This is a genomic window from Saccharopolyspora hordei (assembly GCF_013410345.1).
In the GTDB taxonomy this organism is placed as follows: Bacteria; Actinomycetota; Actinomycetes; order Mycobacteriales; family Pseudonocardiaceae; genus Saccharopolyspora; species Saccharopolyspora hordei.
The window spans coordinates 2,303,330-2,321,729 of sequence record NZ_JACCFJ010000001.1 but is presented as its reverse complement, the minus strand read 5'-3'; the positions used below and the strand labels follow the sequence as shown (position 1 = coordinate 2,321,729).

18 protein-coding genes are annotated in these 18,400 nt (G+C 73.3%); 7 read left to right on the top strand and 11 right to left on the bottom strand.

Annotation, left to right across the window (positions count from 1 at the left end):
* Positions 1–13: 13 nt before the first annotated feature.
* On the bottom strand, positions 14–406 hold the full coding sequence (locus tag HNR68_RS10855) for a phage holin family protein (protein WP_179720092.1): 393 nt from the start codon (positions 404–406) through the stop codon (positions 14–16).
* Positions 407–484: 78 nt separating this feature from the next.
* The gene (locus tag HNR68_RS10850) at positions 485–1,450 is read right to left on the bottom strand and encodes a Ppx/GppA phosphatase family protein (protein WP_179720090.1); all 966 of its coding nucleotides are present in this window, start codon (positions 1,448–1,450) and stop codon (positions 485–487) included.
* Positions 1,451–1,685: 235 nt separating this feature from the next.
* Between HNR68_RS10850 and HNR68_RS10845 the strand changes: the two genes are divergently transcribed.
* Complete coding sequence (locus HNR68_RS10845) at positions 1,686–2,732, top strand: LLM class F420-dependent oxidoreductase (protein WP_179720088.1); 1,047 nt, start codon at positions 1,686–1,688, stop codon at positions 2,730–2,732.
* Positions 2,733–2,842: 110 nt separating this feature from the next.
* Positions 2,843–3,931: a Zn-dependent alcohol dehydrogenase gene (locus HNR68_RS10840; RefSeq protein WP_179720086.1), complete on the top strand. Its 1,089-nt coding sequence runs from the start codon at positions 2,843–2,845 to the stop codon at positions 3,929–3,931.
* Between the two features lie 3 nt (positions 3,932–3,934).
* Here HNR68_RS10840 and HNR68_RS10835 read toward each other — a convergent pair whose 3' ends face one another.
* A complete protein-coding gene (locus HNR68_RS10835; protein WP_179720084.1) occupies positions 3,935–5,278 on the bottom strand; it encodes an MFS transporter in 1,344 nt (447 codons plus the stop codon).
* Between the two features lie 164 nt (positions 5,279–5,442).
* Positions 5,443–6,405, bottom strand: a complete 963-nt coding sequence (locus HNR68_RS10830; protein WP_343050461.1) for a D-2-hydroxyacid dehydrogenase family protein — start codon at positions 6,403–6,405, stop codon at positions 5,443–5,445.
* A gap of 61 nt (positions 6,406–6,466) precedes the next feature.
* Here HNR68_RS10830 and HNR68_RS10825 point away from each other — a divergent pair, with 61 nt between their 5' ends.
* Positions 6,467–7,213 (top strand): cupin domain-containing protein, encoded by a 747-nt coding sequence (locus HNR68_RS10825; RefSeq protein ID WP_179720080.1) that lies wholly within the window; start codon positions 6,467–6,469, stop codon positions 7,211–7,213.
* On the opposite strand, the gene HNR68_RS10820 is transcribed toward HNR68_RS10825, so the two are convergent.
* Entirely contained in the window at positions 7,176–7,472 is a 297-nt protein-coding gene (locus HNR68_RS10820) for a hypothetical protein (RefSeq protein WP_179720078.1), read from the bottom strand. The two genes, HNR68_RS10825 and HNR68_RS10820, sit on opposite strands and share 38 nt — an antisense overlap.
* A 390-nt stretch (positions 7,473–7,862) precedes the next feature.
* Here HNR68_RS10820 and HNR68_RS10815 point away from each other — a divergent pair, with 390 nt between their 5' ends.
* The gene (locus HNR68_RS10815) at positions 7,863–8,264 is read left to right on the top strand and encodes a hypothetical protein (RefSeq protein WP_179720076.1); all 402 of its coding nucleotides are present in this window, start codon (positions 7,863–7,865) and stop codon (positions 8,262–8,264) included.
* 12 nt (positions 8,265–8,276) lie between these two features.
* Here the strand turns inward: HNR68_RS10815 and HNR68_RS10810 are convergent, their stop codons facing one another.
* Complete coding sequence (locus HNR68_RS10810) at positions 8,277–8,732, bottom strand: nuclear transport factor 2 family protein (protein ID WP_179720074.1); 456 nt, start codon at positions 8,730–8,732, stop codon at positions 8,277–8,279.
* 230 nt (positions 8,733–8,962) lie between these two features.
* On the opposite strand from HNR68_RS10810, the gene HNR68_RS10805 reads away from it, so the two are divergent.
* A complete protein-coding gene (locus tag HNR68_RS10805; RefSeq protein ID WP_179720072.1) occupies positions 8,963–10,462 on the top strand; it encodes an amino acid permease in 1,500 nt (499 codons plus the stop codon).
* A 3-nt stretch (positions 10,463–10,465) separates the two neighbouring features.
* Here the strand turns inward: HNR68_RS10805 and HNR68_RS10800 are convergent, their stop codons facing one another.
* A complete protein-coding gene (locus tag HNR68_RS10800) occupies positions 10,466–10,738 on the bottom strand; it encodes a UBP-type zinc finger domain-containing protein (protein ID WP_179720070.1) in 273 nt (90 codons plus the stop codon).
* Positions 10,739–10,823: 85 nt separating this feature from the next.
* Between HNR68_RS10800 and HNR68_RS10795 the strand changes: the two genes are divergently transcribed.
* On the top strand, positions 10,824–12,386 hold the full coding sequence (locus tag HNR68_RS10795; RefSeq protein ID WP_179720068.1) for a Na+/H+ antiporter: 1,563 nt from the start codon (positions 10,824–10,826) through the stop codon (positions 12,384–12,386).
* Position 12,387: 1 nt separating this feature from the next.
* On the opposite strand, the gene HNR68_RS10790 is transcribed toward HNR68_RS10795, so the two are convergent.
* Positions 12,388–13,131 carry an IclR family transcriptional regulator domain-containing protein gene (locus tag HNR68_RS10790; RefSeq protein ID WP_179720066.1) on the bottom strand — a complete coding sequence of 248 codons (744 nt, stop codon included), beginning with the start codon at positions 13,129–13,131 and terminating at the stop codon, positions 12,388–12,390.
* Positions 13,132–13,347: 216 nt separating this feature from the next.
* On the opposite strand from HNR68_RS10790, the gene HNR68_RS10785 reads away from it, so the two are divergent.
* Positions 13,348–14,541: an NAD(P)/FAD-dependent oxidoreductase gene (locus tag HNR68_RS10785; protein WP_179720064.1), complete on the top strand. Its 1,194-nt coding sequence runs from the start codon at positions 13,348–13,350 to the stop codon at positions 14,539–14,541.
* A 98-nt stretch (positions 14,542–14,639) separates the two neighbouring features.
* Here the strand turns inward: HNR68_RS10785 and HNR68_RS10780 are convergent, their stop codons facing one another.
* From HNR68_RS10780 to HNR68_RS10770, 3 genes are read right to left on the bottom strand one after another with little or no spacing between them, the layout of a single operon-like run.
* On the bottom strand, positions 14,640–15,260 hold the full coding sequence (locus HNR68_RS10780) for a sarcosine oxidase subunit gamma family protein (RefSeq protein WP_179720063.1): 621 nt from the start codon (positions 15,258–15,260) through the stop codon (positions 14,640–14,642).
* Positions 15,238–18,087 (bottom strand): 2Fe-2S iron-sulfur cluster-binding protein, encoded by a 2,850-nt coding sequence (locus tag HNR68_RS10775; protein WP_179720061.1) that lies wholly within the window; start codon positions 18,085–18,087, stop codon positions 15,238–15,240. The genes HNR68_RS10780 and HNR68_RS10775 overlap by 23 nt, the downstream gene beginning before the upstream one ends.
* On the bottom strand, positions 18,084–18,341 hold the full coding sequence (locus HNR68_RS10770; RefSeq protein ID WP_179720060.1) for a sarcosine oxidase subunit delta: 258 nt from the start codon (positions 18,339–18,341) through the stop codon (positions 18,084–18,086). The genes HNR68_RS10775 and HNR68_RS10770 overlap by 4 nt, the downstream gene beginning before the upstream one ends.
* Between the last annotated feature and the right edge of the window lie 59 nt (positions 18,342–18,400).

The window sequence follows — 18,400 nt, the reverse complement described above, 5'->3', positions numbered from 1 at the left end:
CGCTCACGAGGGCTCAGCGGACCTCGTCCTCCCGGTGCTGGGCGCGGCGGACGATGCCGGCCAGCGCGCTGCTGACGATGGTGACGACCAGCGCGCCCCAGAACGCCGGCCAGAAGCCGTCGACGTGGAAGGGCAGGCCCAGCTCCCCCGCCAGGTAGCTGGTCAGCCAGAACAGCAGCGCGTTGACGACCAGGCCGAACAGCCCGAGCGTCAGCACGTACAGCAGGCAGCCCAGGGTCTTCGCGATGGGCTTGAGCACCAGGTTGACCATGCCGAACAGGACCGACACCGCGAGCAGGGTGAGCACCTTCGCCGCGGTGTCCTCCCCGCCCAGTTCGATCCCCGGCAGCGCGGTGGTGATCCACACCGCGACCATGGTGGTCAACAGCTGCAGCAGAACTGCCACGTCAGGTCCCCCTCGAACGAGTCGGTCATGACCGTGGCCGACGCTACCGGTACCGCGGGGTTCCGCGCTCGCCGTCGATCAACGGAACAGCGTCGTCATGAGCTCGCGGACGTCACCGCCGGTGCACTCCCGGGCCTCGGCGAACCGGAAGACCAGGCCTTCCCGCAGGCCCCACGGGCAGATCTCCAGCTCGTCCACGCCGATGGTGCCGAGGATGTGCTCCGCCGCGATCGCCCCGGCGAGGATGCGGCGGGCCCGGCTGCGGGACACGCCGGGCAGCGCCGCCCGCTGCGCCTGGTCCAGTTCGGCCAGTCGCGGGATCCACGGACGCAGCTTGGCGCGCGAGAGGCGGTCGGGGTGGCGGGCGAGGCTGCCGGGCGCGCTCTCGGTGAGCACCGCCAGCTGCCGCAGCACCTTCGACAGCGCCACCGGGTGCCCCAGGTCGGCCTCGGCGAAGTGGCTCAGCGAGCGCCGGAGGGTGCGGCGCACGGCCGCGACCAGCTCCTCGACCTGGTCCGGGCGCGGCGGGTCGTCCGGCAGGTACTGCCTGGTCAGCCGGGCGGCGCCGAGGGGCAGCGACACCACCTCGGAGGGCTCCAGGTCGCGCCCGGTGGCCACGTCGATGGTGCCGCCGCCGATGTCCACCGTGGTCATCGGCGCACCGCGGCGCCCGTGCCAGCGCCGCGCCGCGTGGTAGGTGACGGCGGCTTCGTCGCGCGGGCTGAGCACGCCGATCCGCACCCCGGCCGCGTCGCTGAGCTCCGCGCGCAGCCGCTCCCCGTTCGCCGCGTCGCGCACCGCCGAGGTGCCGAAGGCGACCAGCGCGTCCGGCCGCTGGTCCGCGGCCGCGCGCACGCAGTGCCGCACCGCCCGCACCGCGCGCTCCACACCGCGGTCGTCGACCACCCCGTCGGCGCCGGTGTGCTCGGCGAGCCGGGTGCGGGCCTTGACGCTCCAGTCGGCCCGCGGCATCCGCGACCGGTCGAGGTCGACGATCTCCAGGCGCGCAGCGGTGGACCCGATGTCCAGCAGAGCGAGCTTCATGCTCTGCCCACCAGTGCGCGCGGACTGCGAGCGGGTGCGGTGGCGGACATGTCCCCATTGTCGGGGTCCGCACGCGCACCCCGCCCGCCAGGGCCACCCACGGCTGAGACCCCGGTCACACGCGCGCCCGCGCGAGCTCGTTCCCGCTCGCCCGTACCCGGCGGTAACCTCTGGGCGACCTCGGCGGCGTGGCCGACTGGACAGCGCCGCTGCCGCGAACCGGAAGGGACGGCCGATGCGCATCGGGATGCCGCTGAACTACAGCGGGGGCTTCAAGGAAACCGTCGACGACCTGGCCACCTACGAGAAGGCCGGGCTGGACATCGTCTACGTCCCGGAGGCGTACTCGTTCGACGCGGTCAGCCAGATGGGCTACATCGCGGCCCGCACCGAACGCGTGGAGATCGCCTCCGGCATCCTGCAGATCTACACCCGCACGCCCACCTTGACGGCGATGACCGCGGCGGGGCTGGACTACGTCTCCGACGGCCGCTTCACGCTGGGCATCGGGGCGTCCGGTCCGCAGGTCATCGAGGGCTTCCACGGCGTGCCCTACCACGCCCCGCTGGGCCGCACCCGCGAGATCGTGGAGATCTGCCGCCAGGTCTGGCGCCGGGAGAAGGTGCAGCACAGCGGCAAGCACTACAGCATCCCGCTGCCCGCCGAGCAGGGCACCGGCCTGGGCAAGCCGCTGAAGCTGATCAACCACCCGGTGCGCGACCGGATCCCGATCATGATCGCCGCGATCGGCCCGAAGAACGTCGAGATGGTCGCCGAGATCGCCGAGGCGTGGGAGCCGATCTTCTACCTGCCGGAGAAGGCGGGCGAGGTCTGGGGCGAGCCGCTGGCCGCGGGCAAGGCCAAGCGCGACGCGTCGCTGCCGCCGCTGGACGTGGTGGCCCAGGCGCCGCTGGCCATCGGCGAGGGCCTGGAGGACCTGGTGGACTTCGTCCGGCCGCACGTCGCGCTCTACGTCGGCGGCATGGGCGCCAAGGGCAAGAACTTCTACAACAACCTGGCCCGCCGCTACGGCTACGAGGCCGAGGCCGAGCAGATCCAGGACCTCTACCTCAGCGGCAAGAAGGACGAGGCGGCCGCGGCGGTGCCGCGCGACCTGCTGGAGAAGACCTCGCTGATCGGCCCGGAGAGCCACGTCAAGGAACGGCTGGCCGCGCTGAAGGAGTCGGGTGTGACCACGCTGAACGTCACGCCGATCGCCGGGGACGCGGCGGAGCGGGCCAGGCTCATCGAGCGGGTCAAGCAGCTCGCCAACGACGTCTGACCGCCGGCCCCCGCGCCTGCGGTGGTGGTCACACTTGCGACCGCAGCCACAACCCGGGCGCGGGGGCCGCGTTGGGCCGTCACGGAGGCCCTGCGGGAAAGAGGTGGCGGATGTCGGCGGTGTTGGCGGCGGTCGTGCGGGAGACCGGGGGCGCGCTGCGGGTCGAGGAGATCGACCTGCCCGAGCCCGGCCCCGGCCAGGTGCGCGTGCGGTTGGCGGCGACCGGTGTCTGCCACTCCGACCTGTCGCTGGCCACCGGCGTGCTCGCGCACCCGATGCCCGCGGTGCTCGGCCACGAGGGAGCCGGGCGCGTGGTGTCGGTGGGCCCCGGGGTGACCGGCTTGGCTCCGGGCGACCCGGTGGTGCTCAACTGGACGCCGCCGTGCCGCGAGTGCTGGTTCTGCGCGCACGGGCAGCCGTACCTGTGCCCGCGCGCGGGCGAGGCGATGGCCGCCCCGTACGCGACGCTGTCCGACGGCACCGACGTGCACCCGGGCCTGGGCACCGCGGCCTTCGCCACCGAGACGGTGGTCAGCGCGAACGCGTGCGTGCGGCTCGCCGGTGACGTCCCGCTGGAGCAGGCCGCGCTGCTGGGCTGCGCGGTGCTCACCGGGGTCGGTGCGGTGCTCAACGCCGCCCGGGTGCGGCCCGGGGAGAGCGTCGTGGTCTTCGGTCTCGGCGGGATCGGGCTGTGCGCGGTGCAAGCCGCCCGGATCGCGGGGGCGAGCACGATCGTGGCGGTGGACCCCGCGCCGGAGAAGGCCGAGCTGGCCCAGCGGCTCGGGGCGACCGAGGTGCTGGAGCCCTCGCCGGACCTGAGCAAGCGGATCCGCAAGCTCACCGAGGGGCGCGGCGCCGACCACGCCTTCGAGTGCGTCGGTCGCGCCGAGACCATCCGGGCCGCCTGGTCGGCGACCCGCCGCGGCGGCCAGGCCACCGTGGTCGGCCTCGGCGCCGCCGACGACCAGCTGAGCCTCAGCGCCCTGGAGGTCGCCCACTCCGCCCGGACGCTGCGCGGCTGCATGTACGGCGACACCGACCCGGCGGTGGACGTCCCGGTCCTGCTGGAGCACTACCGCGCGGGACGCCTCGACCTGGACGCCCTCGTCTCCCAGCGGATCGCGCTGTCCGACGTCAGCGCCGCCTTCGACGAGATGCGCGCCGGCCGAGGCGCCCGCAGCCTCATCGTCTTCGACTGACCCCTACGGCGCCTCGGCGGCTTCGCGGGCCCGGACCTCCACTGTGGACCGAGGCCGGGTCTCGCGGAGCAGCCACGCCGAGACCAGCGTGCACAGGCCCATCAGCAGCAGGTACCCGGAGACCGAGGCCGAGGTCCCGGTCGCGGCCAGCAGGGCCGTCATGATGAACGGCGTGCCGCCGCTGACCAGGATCGCCGCCAGCTGGTAGGCCAGCGACGCACCGGAGTAGCGCACCCGCGGTTCGAACAGCTCGCTGAGGTAGGCCGCCAGCGGGCCGTAGGTGAGGCTGGACCCGACGCTGCCGACCGCGGCCGCGACCGCCACGCCGAGCACCGTCGCGGTGTCCACCAGCCAGAAGAACGGGAACGCCCACAGCGCGAGCAGACCGGCGCCGACGAGGATCAGCGGGCGGCGGCCCCAGCGGTCCGACAGCGCACCGCTGAGGAAGATCACGACGACACCGACCACTGAGGACACCAGCGAGATCGTCAGCAACGTCTGGCGCTGCATGCCGAGCTCACGGGTGCCGTAGTCGAGCAGCCCGGAGATGCTGATGTAGAAGATCGAGTTGGTGGCGAACAGCAGTCCGGCGCCGAGCAGCACCGTGCGCTTGTGGGTGCGCAGCACCTCCATCAGCGGGGCCCGCACCACCTGCTGCTCCTGCTGCTCCTTGCGGGCCTGGAGTTCGCGGAACACCGGGGTGTCCTCGATCTTGAGCTGGATGAACAGCACCACCGGCGCCAGCGCCGCGCTGGCCAGGAACGGCACCCGCCAGCCCCAGGCCTGGAACGCCTCCGGGCTCAGCACGGCACCGACCGCGAGGAACACGACGTTGCCCATGATCACGCCCAGTGGGACGCCCATCTGGCCGAAGGTGCCGGCCATGCCGCGCTTGCGTCCCCCGGAGTTCTCGGTCAGCAGCAGCACGATCCCGCCCCACTGCCCGCCGACCGCGATGCCCTGCAGGAACCGCAGCGCCACCAGCAGGACCGGGGCGGCCACGCCGATCGTCGCCGCGCCGGGCAGCACGCCGATGAGGAAGGTCGCCGTGCCCATCATGACCAGGCAGGTCACCACGGCGGGCTTGCGGCCGATCTTGTCGCCGAGGTGGCCGAAGACCAGGCCGCCGATGGGCCGGGCGATGAAGCCGGCCCAGAAGGTGGCGAAGGACAGCAGCACGCCGATCAGCGGGGTGGCCTCGGGGAAGAACTGGCGGCCGAAGACCAGCGCCGCAGCGGTGGCGTAGATGAAGAAGTCGTACCACTCGATGGAACTGGCGATCAGCGCTGCGACCAGCAGCTTCTTCGGCGTTCCTGGGGCTCGTCCGTCAGGTGCACCGGCAGTCATGGGGCTTCTCCCTCGGCTGGACGGCGGATTGTTGATCTTGGTCAGACCGACTGGTTGGTATGACTGTGATCTGCGTCTCCCCGGTCGTCAAGACCGAGTTCCCATCCAGACGGAAGCCGTCTCAGTCCCCGAATGCTCCGAACGGCGGTGCCGTCCGCGTCCGATCACCCCGCGTTGAGCACCCGGACCGGCGCACCCCGCAGCCAGGCGGCGACGCTCTCCACGGTGTCGGTGTAGAAGGCCCGGTAGACGCCGTCGGTCACGTAGCCGACGTGCGGGGTGAGCACCGTGCGCGGCGTGGTGCGCCACGGGTCGTCCGGCGGCAGCGGCTCGCGGGAGAACACGTCGACGCCCGCCCCGGCCAGCCGGCCCGCGCGCAGCGCGGCCTGCAGCGCCGCCTCGTCGACCACCGGCCCGCGCGAGGTGTTGACCAGGTACGCCGTCGGCTTCATCAGCGCCAGCTCGGCCGCCCCGACCAGACCGCGGGTCCGCTCGCTGAGCACGGTGTGGACGGTGAGCACGTCGGAGGTGGCGAACAGCTCCTCCTTCTCCACCCGCCGCGCGCCGACCGCCGCCGCGGCCTCGTCGGTGAGGTGGTGGCTCCAGGCGATCACGTCCATGCCGAACGCCCGCCCGACGGTGGCGACCTGCGTGCCCAACCGGCCCAGCCCGAGCACGCCCAGCGTCCGCCCGGCCACCTCGAGGCCGACGCCCTGCTGCCAGCCGCCCTCCCGGATGCGCCGGTCGTGCTCCGGGATCCCGCGCAGCAGCGCGAAGATCAGCCCCCAGGTCAGCTCGGCGGTCGGCGCCCACGCGCGGTCCGACCCACCGCCGCCGGTGCCGGAGACGACCACGCCCAGCTCCCGCGCCGCCACCATGTCGATCGCGGCGTTGCGCATCCCGGTGGTGACCAGCAGCCGCAGGCGCGGCAGCGCGGCGAGCACCTCGCGCGGGAAGGCGGTGCGCTCGCGCATCGCCGCGACCACCTCGAACGGCGCCAGCCTGCGCACCAGCTCGTCGGGGTCGGCGATGTGCTCGTGGAAGAACTCGACCTGCGCGGGCAGCGAGTCCCAGTCCGCGTACTCGGCAGCGACGCCCTGGTAGTCGTCCAGCACCGCGATCCGCACCACGCACCTGATCCTAGGCGCCTGATCGCGTTCCACCCCGTTCCCGCGAGAGACTGTCGGGGTGAGTTCGACGCTGCTGCACCTACTGCCGCTGAGCACCTTCCACGCCGACCGCGGCTCGCCCATCCACGCCGAGAGCCTCCGGACGGACGGCTTCGTGCACTGCTCGCCGGACGTGCGCACCGCGCTCGCCGTCGCCAACACGCTGTTCCGCCCCGCGACCGAGCCGGTGGTCGCGCTGGAGCTCGACCCGGCGAAGCTGTCCGCGCCGGTGCGCTGGGAAGCACCCCACCCCACACCGCCCGGAGGCGTCTCCGCCGACCAGCTGTTCCCGCACGTCTACGGTCCGCTGGAGCGCGGCGCGGTGATCGGTGTCCGCTACGCGCGGCGGGACGCGTCGGGCGCGTTCGTGTCGCTGGAGACCCGCAACCGCACCGCCGAGGAGTTCGACCTGCTGCCGCACCCGTCGGGCGGCTGGTTCCGGCGCACCTGGACCAGCTCGAACGGCAACGGACGGCCCGCGGCGACCGCGTCCTACTACCTGCTCCCGCCCGCGCAGCAGTCGGTGTGGCGGACGGTGGACTCCGACGTGCTCTGGCTGTGGCACCGGGGTGGACCGCTGACCCTGGTGTGCGCCGGTGACGGACCGGAACCGGCGGCCGAACCGGAGCAGCGGGTGCTGGGCGTCGGCGCCGGGCAGTCGCCGCAGCTGGTGGTGCCGGCCGGGACCTGGTACCTCGCGCGGGCCGCCGCGACGGTGGAGACGCTGGTCAGCTGCGTGGCTTCGCCGGGCGTCGAGCCGGTGTAGGCCGGTCGAAGGACCGCCGCAGACCCGGTCTGCGCATCGCGCCAGGACCGCCGACGGGCGTCCGGCGCGGCACCGAGATGACCTGGCGCCACCGCAGGTCCCGCAGCGACGCACCGGCCTGTCGGCGGCGCTCGCCCCGGGCGGCCGTGCGCGAACCGAGCATCCGGTGCTCGAACCAGGACATCAGCATCGGCGAGCCGAGGATCGCCCCGATCCCGATCGTCGCGGCCCACGCGAATCCGGCCAGCGAGTTGATCACCGGCACCCACCCCCCACTGCGTAGTACCGGGCCACCCCTCCTCGCTTCGGCGACTGGCGCCACCGCGCCGACAAGAACCCAACCGGTGCGGGTGACAGGGGCCCTGTGCACCCAACCGTAGGTCGAGCTGGTCAGGGCCGCCGGGCGCGCCCCGACCCCATCGCCCGAACAGGTGGAATTCGGGGCGGATCACTTGATCGGGCGGAACGGGCAGATCCGGCGCTACCATCGGTTCCGCGGCGAGTCCGCCCAGCATCTGCGGTGTGACCTGTCCCGCGACCGGGCAACCGAGCAGCAGCGAGGTGCGTGTCCGGCACCAGCCGCCCAATTCCGACGAGCGCAGTTCGCACCGGGGACGGACCGCGATCGAGCACGGGGAGGTTTCGGGTCGTGAGGGGTTATGCCGTCCACCTGTTGTTCCACCTGTTGGCCATCGCGGCGGGCGCCGGCTGCGGCGCGGCGGGCGGGCTCTGGTGGTTCGGCGGCGAACCGACCGGCCTGTGGTTGGCGCTCGGCGCCCTGATGATCGGGATCATCGTGCTGGTGCTGGAAGGCCTGTACATCAGCGCGAGCCAGCCCCCGCCGCCCCCTGCCGTCCCACCGCAGTCCCGGCCGCGGCTCCCGCGCCCGCGCGAGCGCACCCGCCCGGACCTCGAACCGGTCGCCGTGCCGTCGCAGACCCTGCTGCAACCGGCACCCGACCGCAGCGCGGTGGACCAGGAGACGAAGACCTCGGCGGCCGACGCGCTGAACTCGCTGGGCACCGCCGACCGGTCGAGCCGCGAGAGCTGAGCCGGGGCTCGGTCAGCGCACCGGGAGCGGCACGCCCCGCTCCGACTCCGGGCGCGGACCGAAGATCCGGCGCTCGGCGGGGGTGATGGGGACGTCGTCGATGCTCGCCTCGCGGCGGCTCATCAGCCCGTCGGCGGTGAACTCCCACAGCTCGTTGCCGTAGCTGCGCCACCACTGGCCCGACTCGTCGTGGCACTCGTACTGGAAGCGCACCGCGATGCGGTCCTGCCGGAACGCCCAGAGCTCCTTGCGCAGCGCGTAGTCCAGTTCGCGGGCCCACTTCTGCCGCAGGAACGCCACGACCTCCTCACGCCCGGACAGGAACCGGTCGCGGTTGCGCCACACCGAGTCCTCGGTGTAGGCAGCCGCGACGCGCTCGGGGTCGCGGGTGTTCCAGGCGTCCTCGGCGGCCTGGACCTTCTGCGCGGCGGTGCGCTCGTCGAACGGCGGGAAGGGCGGGCGGGACATGGCGGCCTCCTCGTGGGACGGCGACGTCCCACCACGGTGCCGGACCGTCCGCGCCGCCGCTGGCCGGTCGAACGGTTCAGCGTCGGCGACCGCCGCCACGCTGCTGCTGATCACGGCTCGTGCACGATGAGCGGAGTCGCCTTGTCATCTGTGACCCGACGCACAATCCTGTCTCCAGGTGCGGTCGCGCTGCGCGAGCGAACCGAGACGTCCGGGGCGGGAGGCCAGCCATGTCGATCATGCGCGTGAAGTCCGTCGAACAGTCCATCAGGGACGCGGAGGCCCCGGAGTTCCGGCTCCGGCGCGTGCTGCGGGCAGTGGACCTGTTGGGCATCGGCATCGGCGCGATCATCGGGACCGGCATCTTCGTGCTCACCGGCGTCGCCGCGGCCACCGACGCCGGGCCGGGGATCTCCATCTCGTTCGTCATCTCCGGCATCGCCTGCGGCCTGGCCGCGCTGTGCTACGCCGAGTTCGCCTCGGTGGTGCCCGTCGCCGGGTCCGCCTACACGTTCTCCTACGCGTCGCTGGGCGAGTTCTTCGCCTGGCTCATCGGCTGGGACCTGATGCTGGAGTTCATCATCGGCGCGTCCACGGTGTCGGTGGGCTGGTCGCAGTACTTCGTCGAAGCGCTCGGCTCGGTCGGCCTGGCGCTGCCCGAGGCGCTCACCGCCGCGCCCGGCGCCGGCGGCGTGGTGAACCTGCCCGCCGCGATCATCGCGCTCATCCTCACCGTCGTGCTGGTGGTCGGCATCCGGCTCAGCGCCGCGGTGACCAACGTGGTCGTGGCCATCAAGCTCGCCGTGGTGCTGTTCTTCATCATCTTCGGCGCGTTCTTCGTCAAGGCCGCCAACTGGGACCCGTTCATCCCGCCGTACCAGCCGCCGGAGCCCGGCGCCGTCAGCGCCCCGCTGGAGCAGCCGCTGATCAGCGCGATCTTCGGGCAGACCGGCTCGTTCGGGCTCAGCGGCCTGGTGGCCGGCGCCGCGCTGGTGTTCTTCGCCTACATCGGCTTCGACATCGTCGCCAGCGGCGCGGAGGAGACCCGGCGCCCGCAGCGGGACATGCCGATCGGCATCATCGGGTCGCTGGTCATCTGCTCCGTCCTGTACGTGCTGGTGTCGCTGGTGATGACCGGCATCGTCAAGTACGACCAGCTGGACACCGCGGCGCCGATGGCGACCGCGTTCCAGGCTATCGGCGCCCCGTGGGCGGTCGGCCTGGTCTCGCTGGGCGCCATCGCCGGGTTGACCACGGTGATCCTCATCCTCATGCTCGGCCAGGCGCGCGTCGGCTTCGCGATGAGCCGTGACGGGCTGCTGCCGGTGTGGTTCGCCAAGGTCCACCGCACGTACCGCACGCCCTACCGGGTCACCTTGATCACCGGCGTCATCGTGGCGGCCATCGCCTCGCTGACCCCGATCGACGTGCTCGCCGAGATGACCAACATCGGCACGCTGTTCGCGTTCGTGCTGGTGTCGGTCGGCGTGCTGGTGCTGCGCCGGACCCGCCCGGACCTGCCGCGGGCGTTCCGGGTGCCGTGGTCCCCGGTGATCCCGGCGCTGGCCGCGGCGGCCTGCCTGTACCTGATGCTCAACCTGGAGGGCTGGACCTGGATCCGCTTCGGCGTCTGGATGGTCATCGGCCTGGGCCTCTACTTCGTCTACAGCCAGCACAACAGCCGCCTCGCGCGCGGCAAGAACGCCGACGACGTCGCCGACGAGCTGTAGCGCTCAGGGCTGCAGCTTCTCGTCCACGTAGCACCAGGTCCAGGACTCGCCCGGTTCGAACGAGCGGACCACCGGGTGCGACGTGGCGTGGAAGTGCGCGGTGGCGTGCTGGTGCGGGCTGGAGTCGCAGCAGCCGACGTGGCCGCACGCGGTGCAGATCCGCAGGTGCGACCAGACGTGCAAGCCCAGGGCCAGGCAGTCCTCGCACCCGTTCTCGGAGCTCGGCGTCGGCGCCTGGCCGCTCGCTTCACGCAGGTGTGCACAGGCTCCGGGCATCGTCCGGTCCCCCTTTCCGGCGCGGGCGCGCGAGAATCCGTGTCGACGGTAACCGCCCGGCCCTCGCAGCAACACCGGAGGGAGCATGGACGAACTCCCCGCGTTGATGGCCCTGCTCGCCGGGGCGCTGGCGGTGACCGCGGTCGCCCGGCGCGTGGGCGTGCCCGCCCCGCTGGCGCTCGTCGTGGTCGGGCTGGCGTCGTCGATCCCCGGCGTGCCGGACTACACGATCGAGCCGCACGTGGTGCTGCTGCTCATCCTGCCGCCGCTGCTGTACTCCGCGGCGCTGAACAGCTCCACCACCGGCATCAAGGCCAACCTGCGCCCGATCGGGCTGCTGGCGTTCGGCCTGGTCCTGTTCACCACGGCGGTCGCCGGCACCCTCGCGTGGTGGCTGGTGCCGGGCCTGCCGCTGAGCGCGGCGCTGGTGCTCGGCGCGGTGGTGGCGCCGCCGGACGCGGTCGCGGCCATCGCGATCGGCCGCCGGATCGGGCTGCCGCGCCAGGTCATGACGGTGCTCAGCGGCGAGAGCCTGGTCAACGACGCGACCGCGCTGACCGCCTTCCGCGTGGCGGTGGCGGCCGCGGTCGGCGTCGGCGCCTCGCTGCTGTCCGGGATCGGCATGTTCCTCCTCGCCGCGGTGGGCGGGGCGGTGATCGGCTACGCCACCGGCTGGGTGGTGCGGCGGATCCGGCAGGTGCTGCACGACGAACTGCTGGAGAGCGCCACCGGGCTGCTCGTGCCGTTCTTCGCCTACCTGGTCGCCGAGCAGGTGCACGCCTCCGGGGTGCTGGCCGTCGTGGTCGCCGGGCTCTACCTGGGGCACCACGCGACCTCGGGCGGCGCCGCCACCCGGCTGCAGGACCGGGCGGTGTGGAACGCCGCGGACACGCTGCTGGAAGCGGTGGTGTTCGCCCTGATCGGCCTGCAGCTGCGCACCGTCGTGGCGAGCGTGACGGTCCCCTGGGGACCGCTGCTGCTCGCCGGCCTGGCGCTCACCGGTGGGGTGGTGCTCGCGCGGGTGGTGTGGGTGTTCCTCACCATGCACCTGCCGGAGCTGCTGCGCGGTCGCGGGCCGGACTGGCGGCACGAGCTGGTGGTGTCGTGGGCGGGCATGCGCGGCGTGGTGTCGCTGGCGGCGGCGTCCGCCATCCCGACGACGACGTTGAGCGGCGCGCCGTTCCCGAACCGCGCCGAGGTGCTGTTCCTGACGTTCTTCGTGACGCTGGCGACGCTGCTGCTGCACGGCAGCACGCTGCCCTGGCTCATCACCAAGCTCGGCGTCCGCGGCACCGAGGACTACACCGACGCCCTCGCCGAAGCGCAGGCCCAGCACCACGCCGCCCGCGCGGCGCGGCAGCGGTTGGACGAGCTCGCCGCGGAGTCGTCGCCGCCGCCCGAGGTCGTGGAGCTGCTGCGCGACGCCGCGACGCGGCGCAGCAACCAGGCGTGGGAGCGGCTGGGGCGCTCCTCCGACGAGATCGGGGAGAGCCCCACCGCGGCGTACCGGCGGCTGCGGGGCGAGATGCTGGCCGCGGAACGGGCGGTCTTCATCCAGTTCCGCGACGACCGCCGCATCGACGACGAGGTCCTGCGCCGCGTCATGCACCAGCTCGACCTGGAGGAGCTGTGGCTGTCCCGGGAGTGACTCAGGCCAGGAAGCCGAGCTGGGAGGAGAGCTCCTTGGCGGCGATCCGCATCGCGCCGACGACCTCGCGCATGCGCTTGCGGGAGAAGCGGTAGGACGGGCCCGAGGCGCTCAGCGCCGCGATGACCTCGCCCTCCTGGTTGTAGACGGCGACCGCCGCGGCGTTGAGCCCCAGCTCCAGTTCCTCGTAGCTCGTCGCGTAGCCGTCGCGGACGATCAGCTCGAAGTCCTTGCGCAACTGGGCAGCGCTGGTGACGGTCCGGGTGGTGTACCGCTCCAGCGGCCGGAGCAGCAGCTCGTCCTGGTCCTCGCGCGGCGCGTGCGCGAGCAGCACCTTGCCGCTGGAGGTGGCGTGCAGCGGGGTGCGCTGACCGACCCAGTTGTGCGCGGTCACCGCCGCGGTGCCGCGCGCCTGGCTGATGTTGATGGCGACGTCGTGGTCCCGGATCGCGATGTTGACCGTCTCGCCCAGGTCGGCGGCCAGCGACTCGCAGAACGGCCTGCCCAGCCTCGGCAGGTCCATCCGCTCGGTCGCCGCCCCGGCCAGGCGCACGACGCCGAAGCCGATGGCGTACTTGCCGCGCTCGCCCAGCTGTTCCACCAGGCCGCGCGCTTCGAGCACGCTGACCAGCCGAGAGGCCGTCGACTTGTGCACTCCCAGCTCCCCGGCGATCTCGGTGATGCCGGCTTCGCCGTTGCGCGCCAGCAGTTCCAAGACGGTCACAGCCCGGTCGACGGACTGCACCAGAGCGCCAGAACTCCTTCCGCGTGATTCCGCTGCGCTACCCACCGGTCAACCGTATCCGCTCGCGGTGCACATACCAGAACCATCCGTTGTCCCTCTTGACGTTGTCGCAACCAAAGAGTCAGATTTGTTGCACATACCACGTCTGGTTCCTCATTGTGCAACGGAGGTCGGGCTGTTGTCATGCCTCGTGGCCACACCGGCCGTGATCGCGAGTTGAGGACGGTCGCCGTCGTCGGGGCCTCGGTGGCGGGCTGGCGCGCCGCGCAGGAACTGCGCGAACAGGGCTTCGACGGACGACTGCTGGTCATCGGCGCGGAAGCGCACCGACCGTACGACCGGCCGCCGCTGTCCAAGGAACTGCTGGCGGGGACGGTGCAACCGGACGAGCTGGCGCTGGGCAGCGAGCAGGAGGAGGCCGACCTCGACGCGGACTGGCGGTTGGGCACCCCGGCGGTCCGGCTCGACCCGCGGCGCGGCACGGTGGTGCTCGCCGACGGCAGCGAGGTCCGCGCGGACGGCGTCGTGCTCGCCACCGGCTCGGAACCGCTGGGACTGCCCGGTGCGGACGCCCCCGGCTGCCACCAGGTGCGCACCCTCGACGGCGCGCTCGCCCTGCGCGAGGCGGTCCGCGCGGGAGCGCGCGTGGTGGTGGTCGGCGCCGGGCTGATCGGCACCGAGGTCGCCTCCACCTGCCGGGAGCGGGGCGCCGAGGTGACGCTGGTCGACGCGCAGCACCTGCCGCTGGCGCGGACCCTGGGCATCGAGCTGGCGCCGCTGTTCTTCGCGCAGCACGAGGACAACGGGGTGCGGGTGCGGTGCGGCACGCCCGTGACGCGCGTGCTGGCCGAAGACCGGGTGACCGGTGTCGAACTGGCCGACGGGCGGGTGGTCCCGGCGGACGTGGTCGTCGTCGAGACCGGCACCGAACCCGCCACGCGCTGGCTGCGCGGTTCCGGGCTGAAGCTCCGCGACGGCGTGGTCACCGACGCCGGGTGCGTCACGGCGCTGCCGACCGTGGTGGCGGTCGGCGACCTCGCCCGCTACCAACCGGTGCACCGCTCGCGCACGGTGCGCAGCCCGCACTGGACCACGGCGGTGGACCAGCCACCGGTGGCGGTGCGCAACCTGCTGGCCGGCCGCACCGTGGCGACCTGCACCGGGGTCCCGCACTTCTGGTCCCGGCAGTACGGGTCGACGCTGCAGTTCGCGGGCTACGCGGGGCCGAAGGACCGGATCACCGTCGTGGACGGGTCGCTGGCGTCCCGTCGCTTCGTGGCGACCTACCACCGCGGCGGCCGCCAGGTCGCGGTGCTGGCGATGAACAGCCCGAAGCAGTTCGCCACCCACCGGCGCCGCCTCACCGCCGCCCTCTCCCGACCCACCCCCGCCCCCGCAGCAGCTCGGTGAGACCGGCCCGTCCCGGACCAAACCACCGGATCGGGTGAAGCGTGCAGGGCGCCTCCCGCCGACCCAGGTGGTGGGAGGTGCCCTGCACCTCGCGGAGATCACTCGGTGGTGAACTCGTCGGCGGCGTCGAGGAGGAGGTCGGCGAGGTAAGCGGCGTAGGAGCCGCGGACCAGCAGGCGGTAGGCCGGTTCCCGGGTCACCTGCCAGAGGACCACCTGCGCCCTGCCCACCAGCGTCTGCGCGCAGCGGCCGGGGCCGAACGACCGCGGGTGCAGGTCCAGGGAGCAGACCTTCTCCAGGACGTCCCGCGACCGCGGCCCGGACAGCCGCACCGTGGTCCGGTTCGCCGAGACGTCCACACAGGACCCGAGCGAGTCGGCGAGCGCCTCGGTGACGGCCGCGACCAAGGACGCCGCCCGGCCGTCGGGGCCGACCAGCAACCACTCGTCGGGTCCCAGCCAGAGCGCCGCCTCGGTCTCGTCGCCGGAGACCGTGTTCGGTTCGTGGTGCGGCAGCGCCAGGTCCAGGGCGTGCTCGATGCGGGCCACCGCCGGGCTGCCCGGGTGCACCCGGAGGTTCACCTGGGTCAGGAACGGCTCCTCGGCCAGCTGGACGTCCCGCGCGCTGCGGTCCCGCAGCTCCGCGGCCCGGTCGGCGAGCGGACTGCGGCGCAGCGACCGGGTGTCGGCCTTCCGGTCAGCCGGGCTGACGACCGTCACGGCGAGCTCCTTCCACGTCGTAGAACACCGGCTCGGTCACCTCGACCGGGATGGTCCGGCCGTCGACCGGCGCGTGCAGCACCTCGCCGATGCGGTCCCGTCCACCGCGGACCAGCGCCAGCGCGAAGGTGCGGTCCAGGACCGCGCTGCGGTAGCTGGAGGTGACGTGCCCGAGCATCGGCACCGGCGGCTCCAGCGGGGTGTCCGGCTCGACCAGCTGCGCACCCTCCGGCAGCAGCTCCCCCGGGTCCACCGGGAGCAGCCCGACCAGCTGCTTGCGGTCCGCGCGGGCGGTGTCGGGGCGGGTGAAGGACCGCTTGCCGATGAAGTCCTTGCGCCGCGACACCACCCAGTCCATGCCCAGGTCCAGCGGCGTCACCGTGCCGTCGGTGTCCTGCCCGACGATCACGAAGCCCTTCTCCGCGCGCAGCACGTGCATGGTCTCGGTGCCGTAGGGCGTGATGCCGAAGTCCTGCCCCGCCTCGAACACCGCTTCCCACAGCGCCAGGCCGTACCAGGACTCGACGTTGATCTCGTAGGCCAGCTCGCCGGAGAACGAGATCCGGCTGATCCGAGCCGAGATCCCGTTGGCCAACGTGGTCTCCCGGAACTCCAGGAAGCCGAACGCCTCGTTCGAGACGTCCAGGTCCGGGGCCAGCCGGGCCAGCACCGCGCGCGAGTCAGGCCCGACCAGGGCCACCGCCGCCCACTGCTCGGTCACCGACGTGCAGTGCACCGCCAGGTGCGGCCACTCGGTCTGCAGCCACTCCTCCAGCCACTCCAGCACCGTCGCCGCGCCGCCGGTCGTGGTGCTCATCAGGTAGCGGTCCTCGGCCAGCCGCATCGACACCCCGTCGTCGAAGACCATCCCGTCGGCGGTGCACATGACGCCGTAGCGGGCCTTGCCGACCGGGAGCTTGGCGAAGGCGTTGGTGTAGACGCGGTTGAGGAACTCCGGCGCGTCCGGCCCGACGATCTCGATCCGGCCGAGCGTGGAGACGTCCTGCACCGCCACCCCGGTGCGCGCCGCCAGGCACTCGCGGTGCACCGCGGCGGCCATGTCCTCGCCGTCGCGCGGGTAGTACCGCGGCCGCTTCCACTGCCCCACGTCCTCGAACACCGCGCCGTGCGCGACGTGCCAGGAGTGCATCGGCGTGGTGCGCACCGGGTCGTGCAGCACGCCGCGCTCCCGGCCGGCCAGCAGCGCGAACGACACCGGGGCGTGCGGCGGCCGGGCGGTCGTGGTGCCCACCTCGCCGGGCGATTCCGCGCCGAGCGCCTCGGCGAGGACGCCGACGGAGTTGACCGAGGAGGTCGCGCCCTGGTCGCTGCCGGTGCCGATGGTGGTGTAGCGCTTGACGTGCTCGACCGAGCGCATCCCGGCACCGACCGCCCGCCAGACGTCCGCGACCGTGGCGTCGCGCTGCAGGTCGACGAAGTGCCGGTCCCAGTCCGAGGGATCGCCGGAGCCGTCCGGCACCAGCCACACCGGGCGGGGTGCGGCGACCGGCCGGTCCCCGGCCACCGGCGGCACCGGTGGGGCCGCGACCCGGAACCCGCTGGCGGTGGCCGCGGCAGCCCCGGCGGCCAGCCCCTGGGCGAGGCAGCCCGCGAGGTCGTAGGTGCCGCGCGCCGCCCCGACCACCGTGGGCAGCCCGGGCCCCTGCTCCGGCACGAACCCGGCCGCCAGCCGGTCCCAGCGCACGCTGCCGCCCGCCTGGGCGAACAGCTGCACCGCCGGGTCCCACCCGCCGCACACCGCCAGCAGGTCGCACTCGACCTCGGTCGCGGTGCCCGCGCCGTCGAGCCCGGTGATGCGCGCGGACGTCACCCGCGGGTCACCGGTCGTCCCGGCGACGGCCGAGCCGGTGAAGACCTGCGCGCCGAGGGAGTCCGCCAGGTCGAGGAGCCGCTGCGGGGGTTCCGGGCGGGTGTCGACCACCGCACGGACCCGCGCCCCGGCGGCGGCGAGGTCGGCCGCGGTCGCGTACGCGCTGTCGGACGTGGTGACCACGACCGCGTCCCGTCCGGGCAGCACCGCGTACCGCTTGAGGTAGGTGCGCACCGCCGAGGCGAGCATGGTGCCCGGCCGGTCGTTGTCGGCGAAGACCATCGGCCGCTCGTGCGCCCCGGTGGCCAGCACGACCTGCTTCGCCCGCACGTGCCACAGCCGTTGGCCGCGCTCGCGCCGTTCCGCGACGAGCAGGTAGCCGTGGTCGTAGAGGCCGACCGCGGCGGCACGGGTGAGCACCCGCACCTCCGGCGCGTCCACGAGGTCGCGCGCGGCGCGGGCGATCCACTCCCCCGCGCTGCGGCCGTCGATCCGCTCGTCGCCGTCCAGCAGCGACCCGCCGAGCTCGCGCCCCTGCTCGACCAGCAGCACCCGCGCGCCGCTGCGCCCGGCCGCGAGCGCGGCGGCGATCCCGGCCGGTCCCGCACCGACCACGACCACGTCGGCGTGCACGTGCTTCTTGTCGTGGACGGTGGGGTCCGGTGCCGCGCTGAGCCAGCCGACCCCGGACAGGGTCGCCACCTGCAGGCCGTCGTGCAGTTCCAGCGTGGTGGCGGGCACCATCGGCTCCGGGCCACCGCTGAGCACCTGGACCAGCGCGTTGGGCTCGGTGCCGTCGGCGGTCAGGACGCCCCGCGGCCGGTCCCGGTAGATCGACGGCCCGACCTCGGTCCGGCCGCTGGCCAGCAGCGCTGAGGCCAGCGTGTCGCCGGGGTGGCCGGTGAGCGGGATGCCGTCCACGGTGAACCGCAGCGCGCGGGTGCGGTCGACGCGCCCTCCCGCGGGCAGCCGGGAAGGACCAGCGGGGCGTGTCATGGCACCACCTTCTCGGGACGCATCTCGTTGGTCCGGGTGTCGCGGACGACGGTGAACCAGCGGCGGCAGCCGGCGGTGTGCACCCAGCGCTCGCGGAACGGCCCGCACGGGTTGTCGCGGACGAACAGGTACTCCGCCCACGCCGCGTCGTCGAGCGCGGCGGGGTCGTCGGGGAAGGCGACGTCGGCCTGACCGCCGTAGCGGAACTCGGTCTCGTCCCGGTCCCCGCACCAGGGGCAGCGGATCAGCAACACCGTTGACTCCCTCCTCTCCCGCGCGATCCCGTCGGAGATCGCAGACCTGGTTCCACCGG

Coding starts and splice junctions, on each gene's coding strand:
- HNR68_RS10810 (WP_179720074.1), bottom strand. CDS start 8,732: ATGTCCCGCCCGCCCTTCCCGCCGTTCGACGAGCGCACCGCCGCGCAG.
- HNR68_RS10845 (WP_179720088.1), top strand. CDS start 1,686: ATGCGCATCGGGATGCCGCTGAACTACAGCGGGGGCTTCAAGGAAACC.
- HNR68_RS10840 (WP_179720086.1), top strand. CDS start 2,843: ATGTCGGCGGTGTTGGCGGCGGTCGTGCGGGAGACCGGGGGCGCGCTG.
- HNR68_RS10775 (WP_179720061.1), bottom strand. CDS start 18,087: ATGACACGCCCCGCTGGTCCTTCCCGGCTGCCCGCGGGAGGGCGCGTC.
- HNR68_RS10795 (WP_179720068.1), top strand. CDS start 10,824: ATGGACGAACTCCCCGCGTTGATGGCCCTGCTCGCCGGGGCGCTGGCG.
- HNR68_RS10805 (WP_179720072.1), top strand. CDS start 8,963: ATGTCGATCATGCGCGTGAAGTCCGTCGAACAGTCCATCAGGGACGCG.
- HNR68_RS10835 (WP_179720084.1), bottom strand. CDS start 5,278: ATGACTGCCGGTGCACCTGACGGACGAGCCCCAGGAACGCCGAAGAAG.
- HNR68_RS10850 (WP_179720090.1), bottom strand. CDS start 1,450: ATGAAGCTCGCTCTGCTGGACATCGGGTCCACCGCTGCGCGCCTGGAG.
- HNR68_RS10800 (WP_179720070.1), bottom strand. CDS start 10,738: ATGCCCGGAGCCTGTGCACACCTGCGTGAAGCGAGCGGCCAGGCGCCG.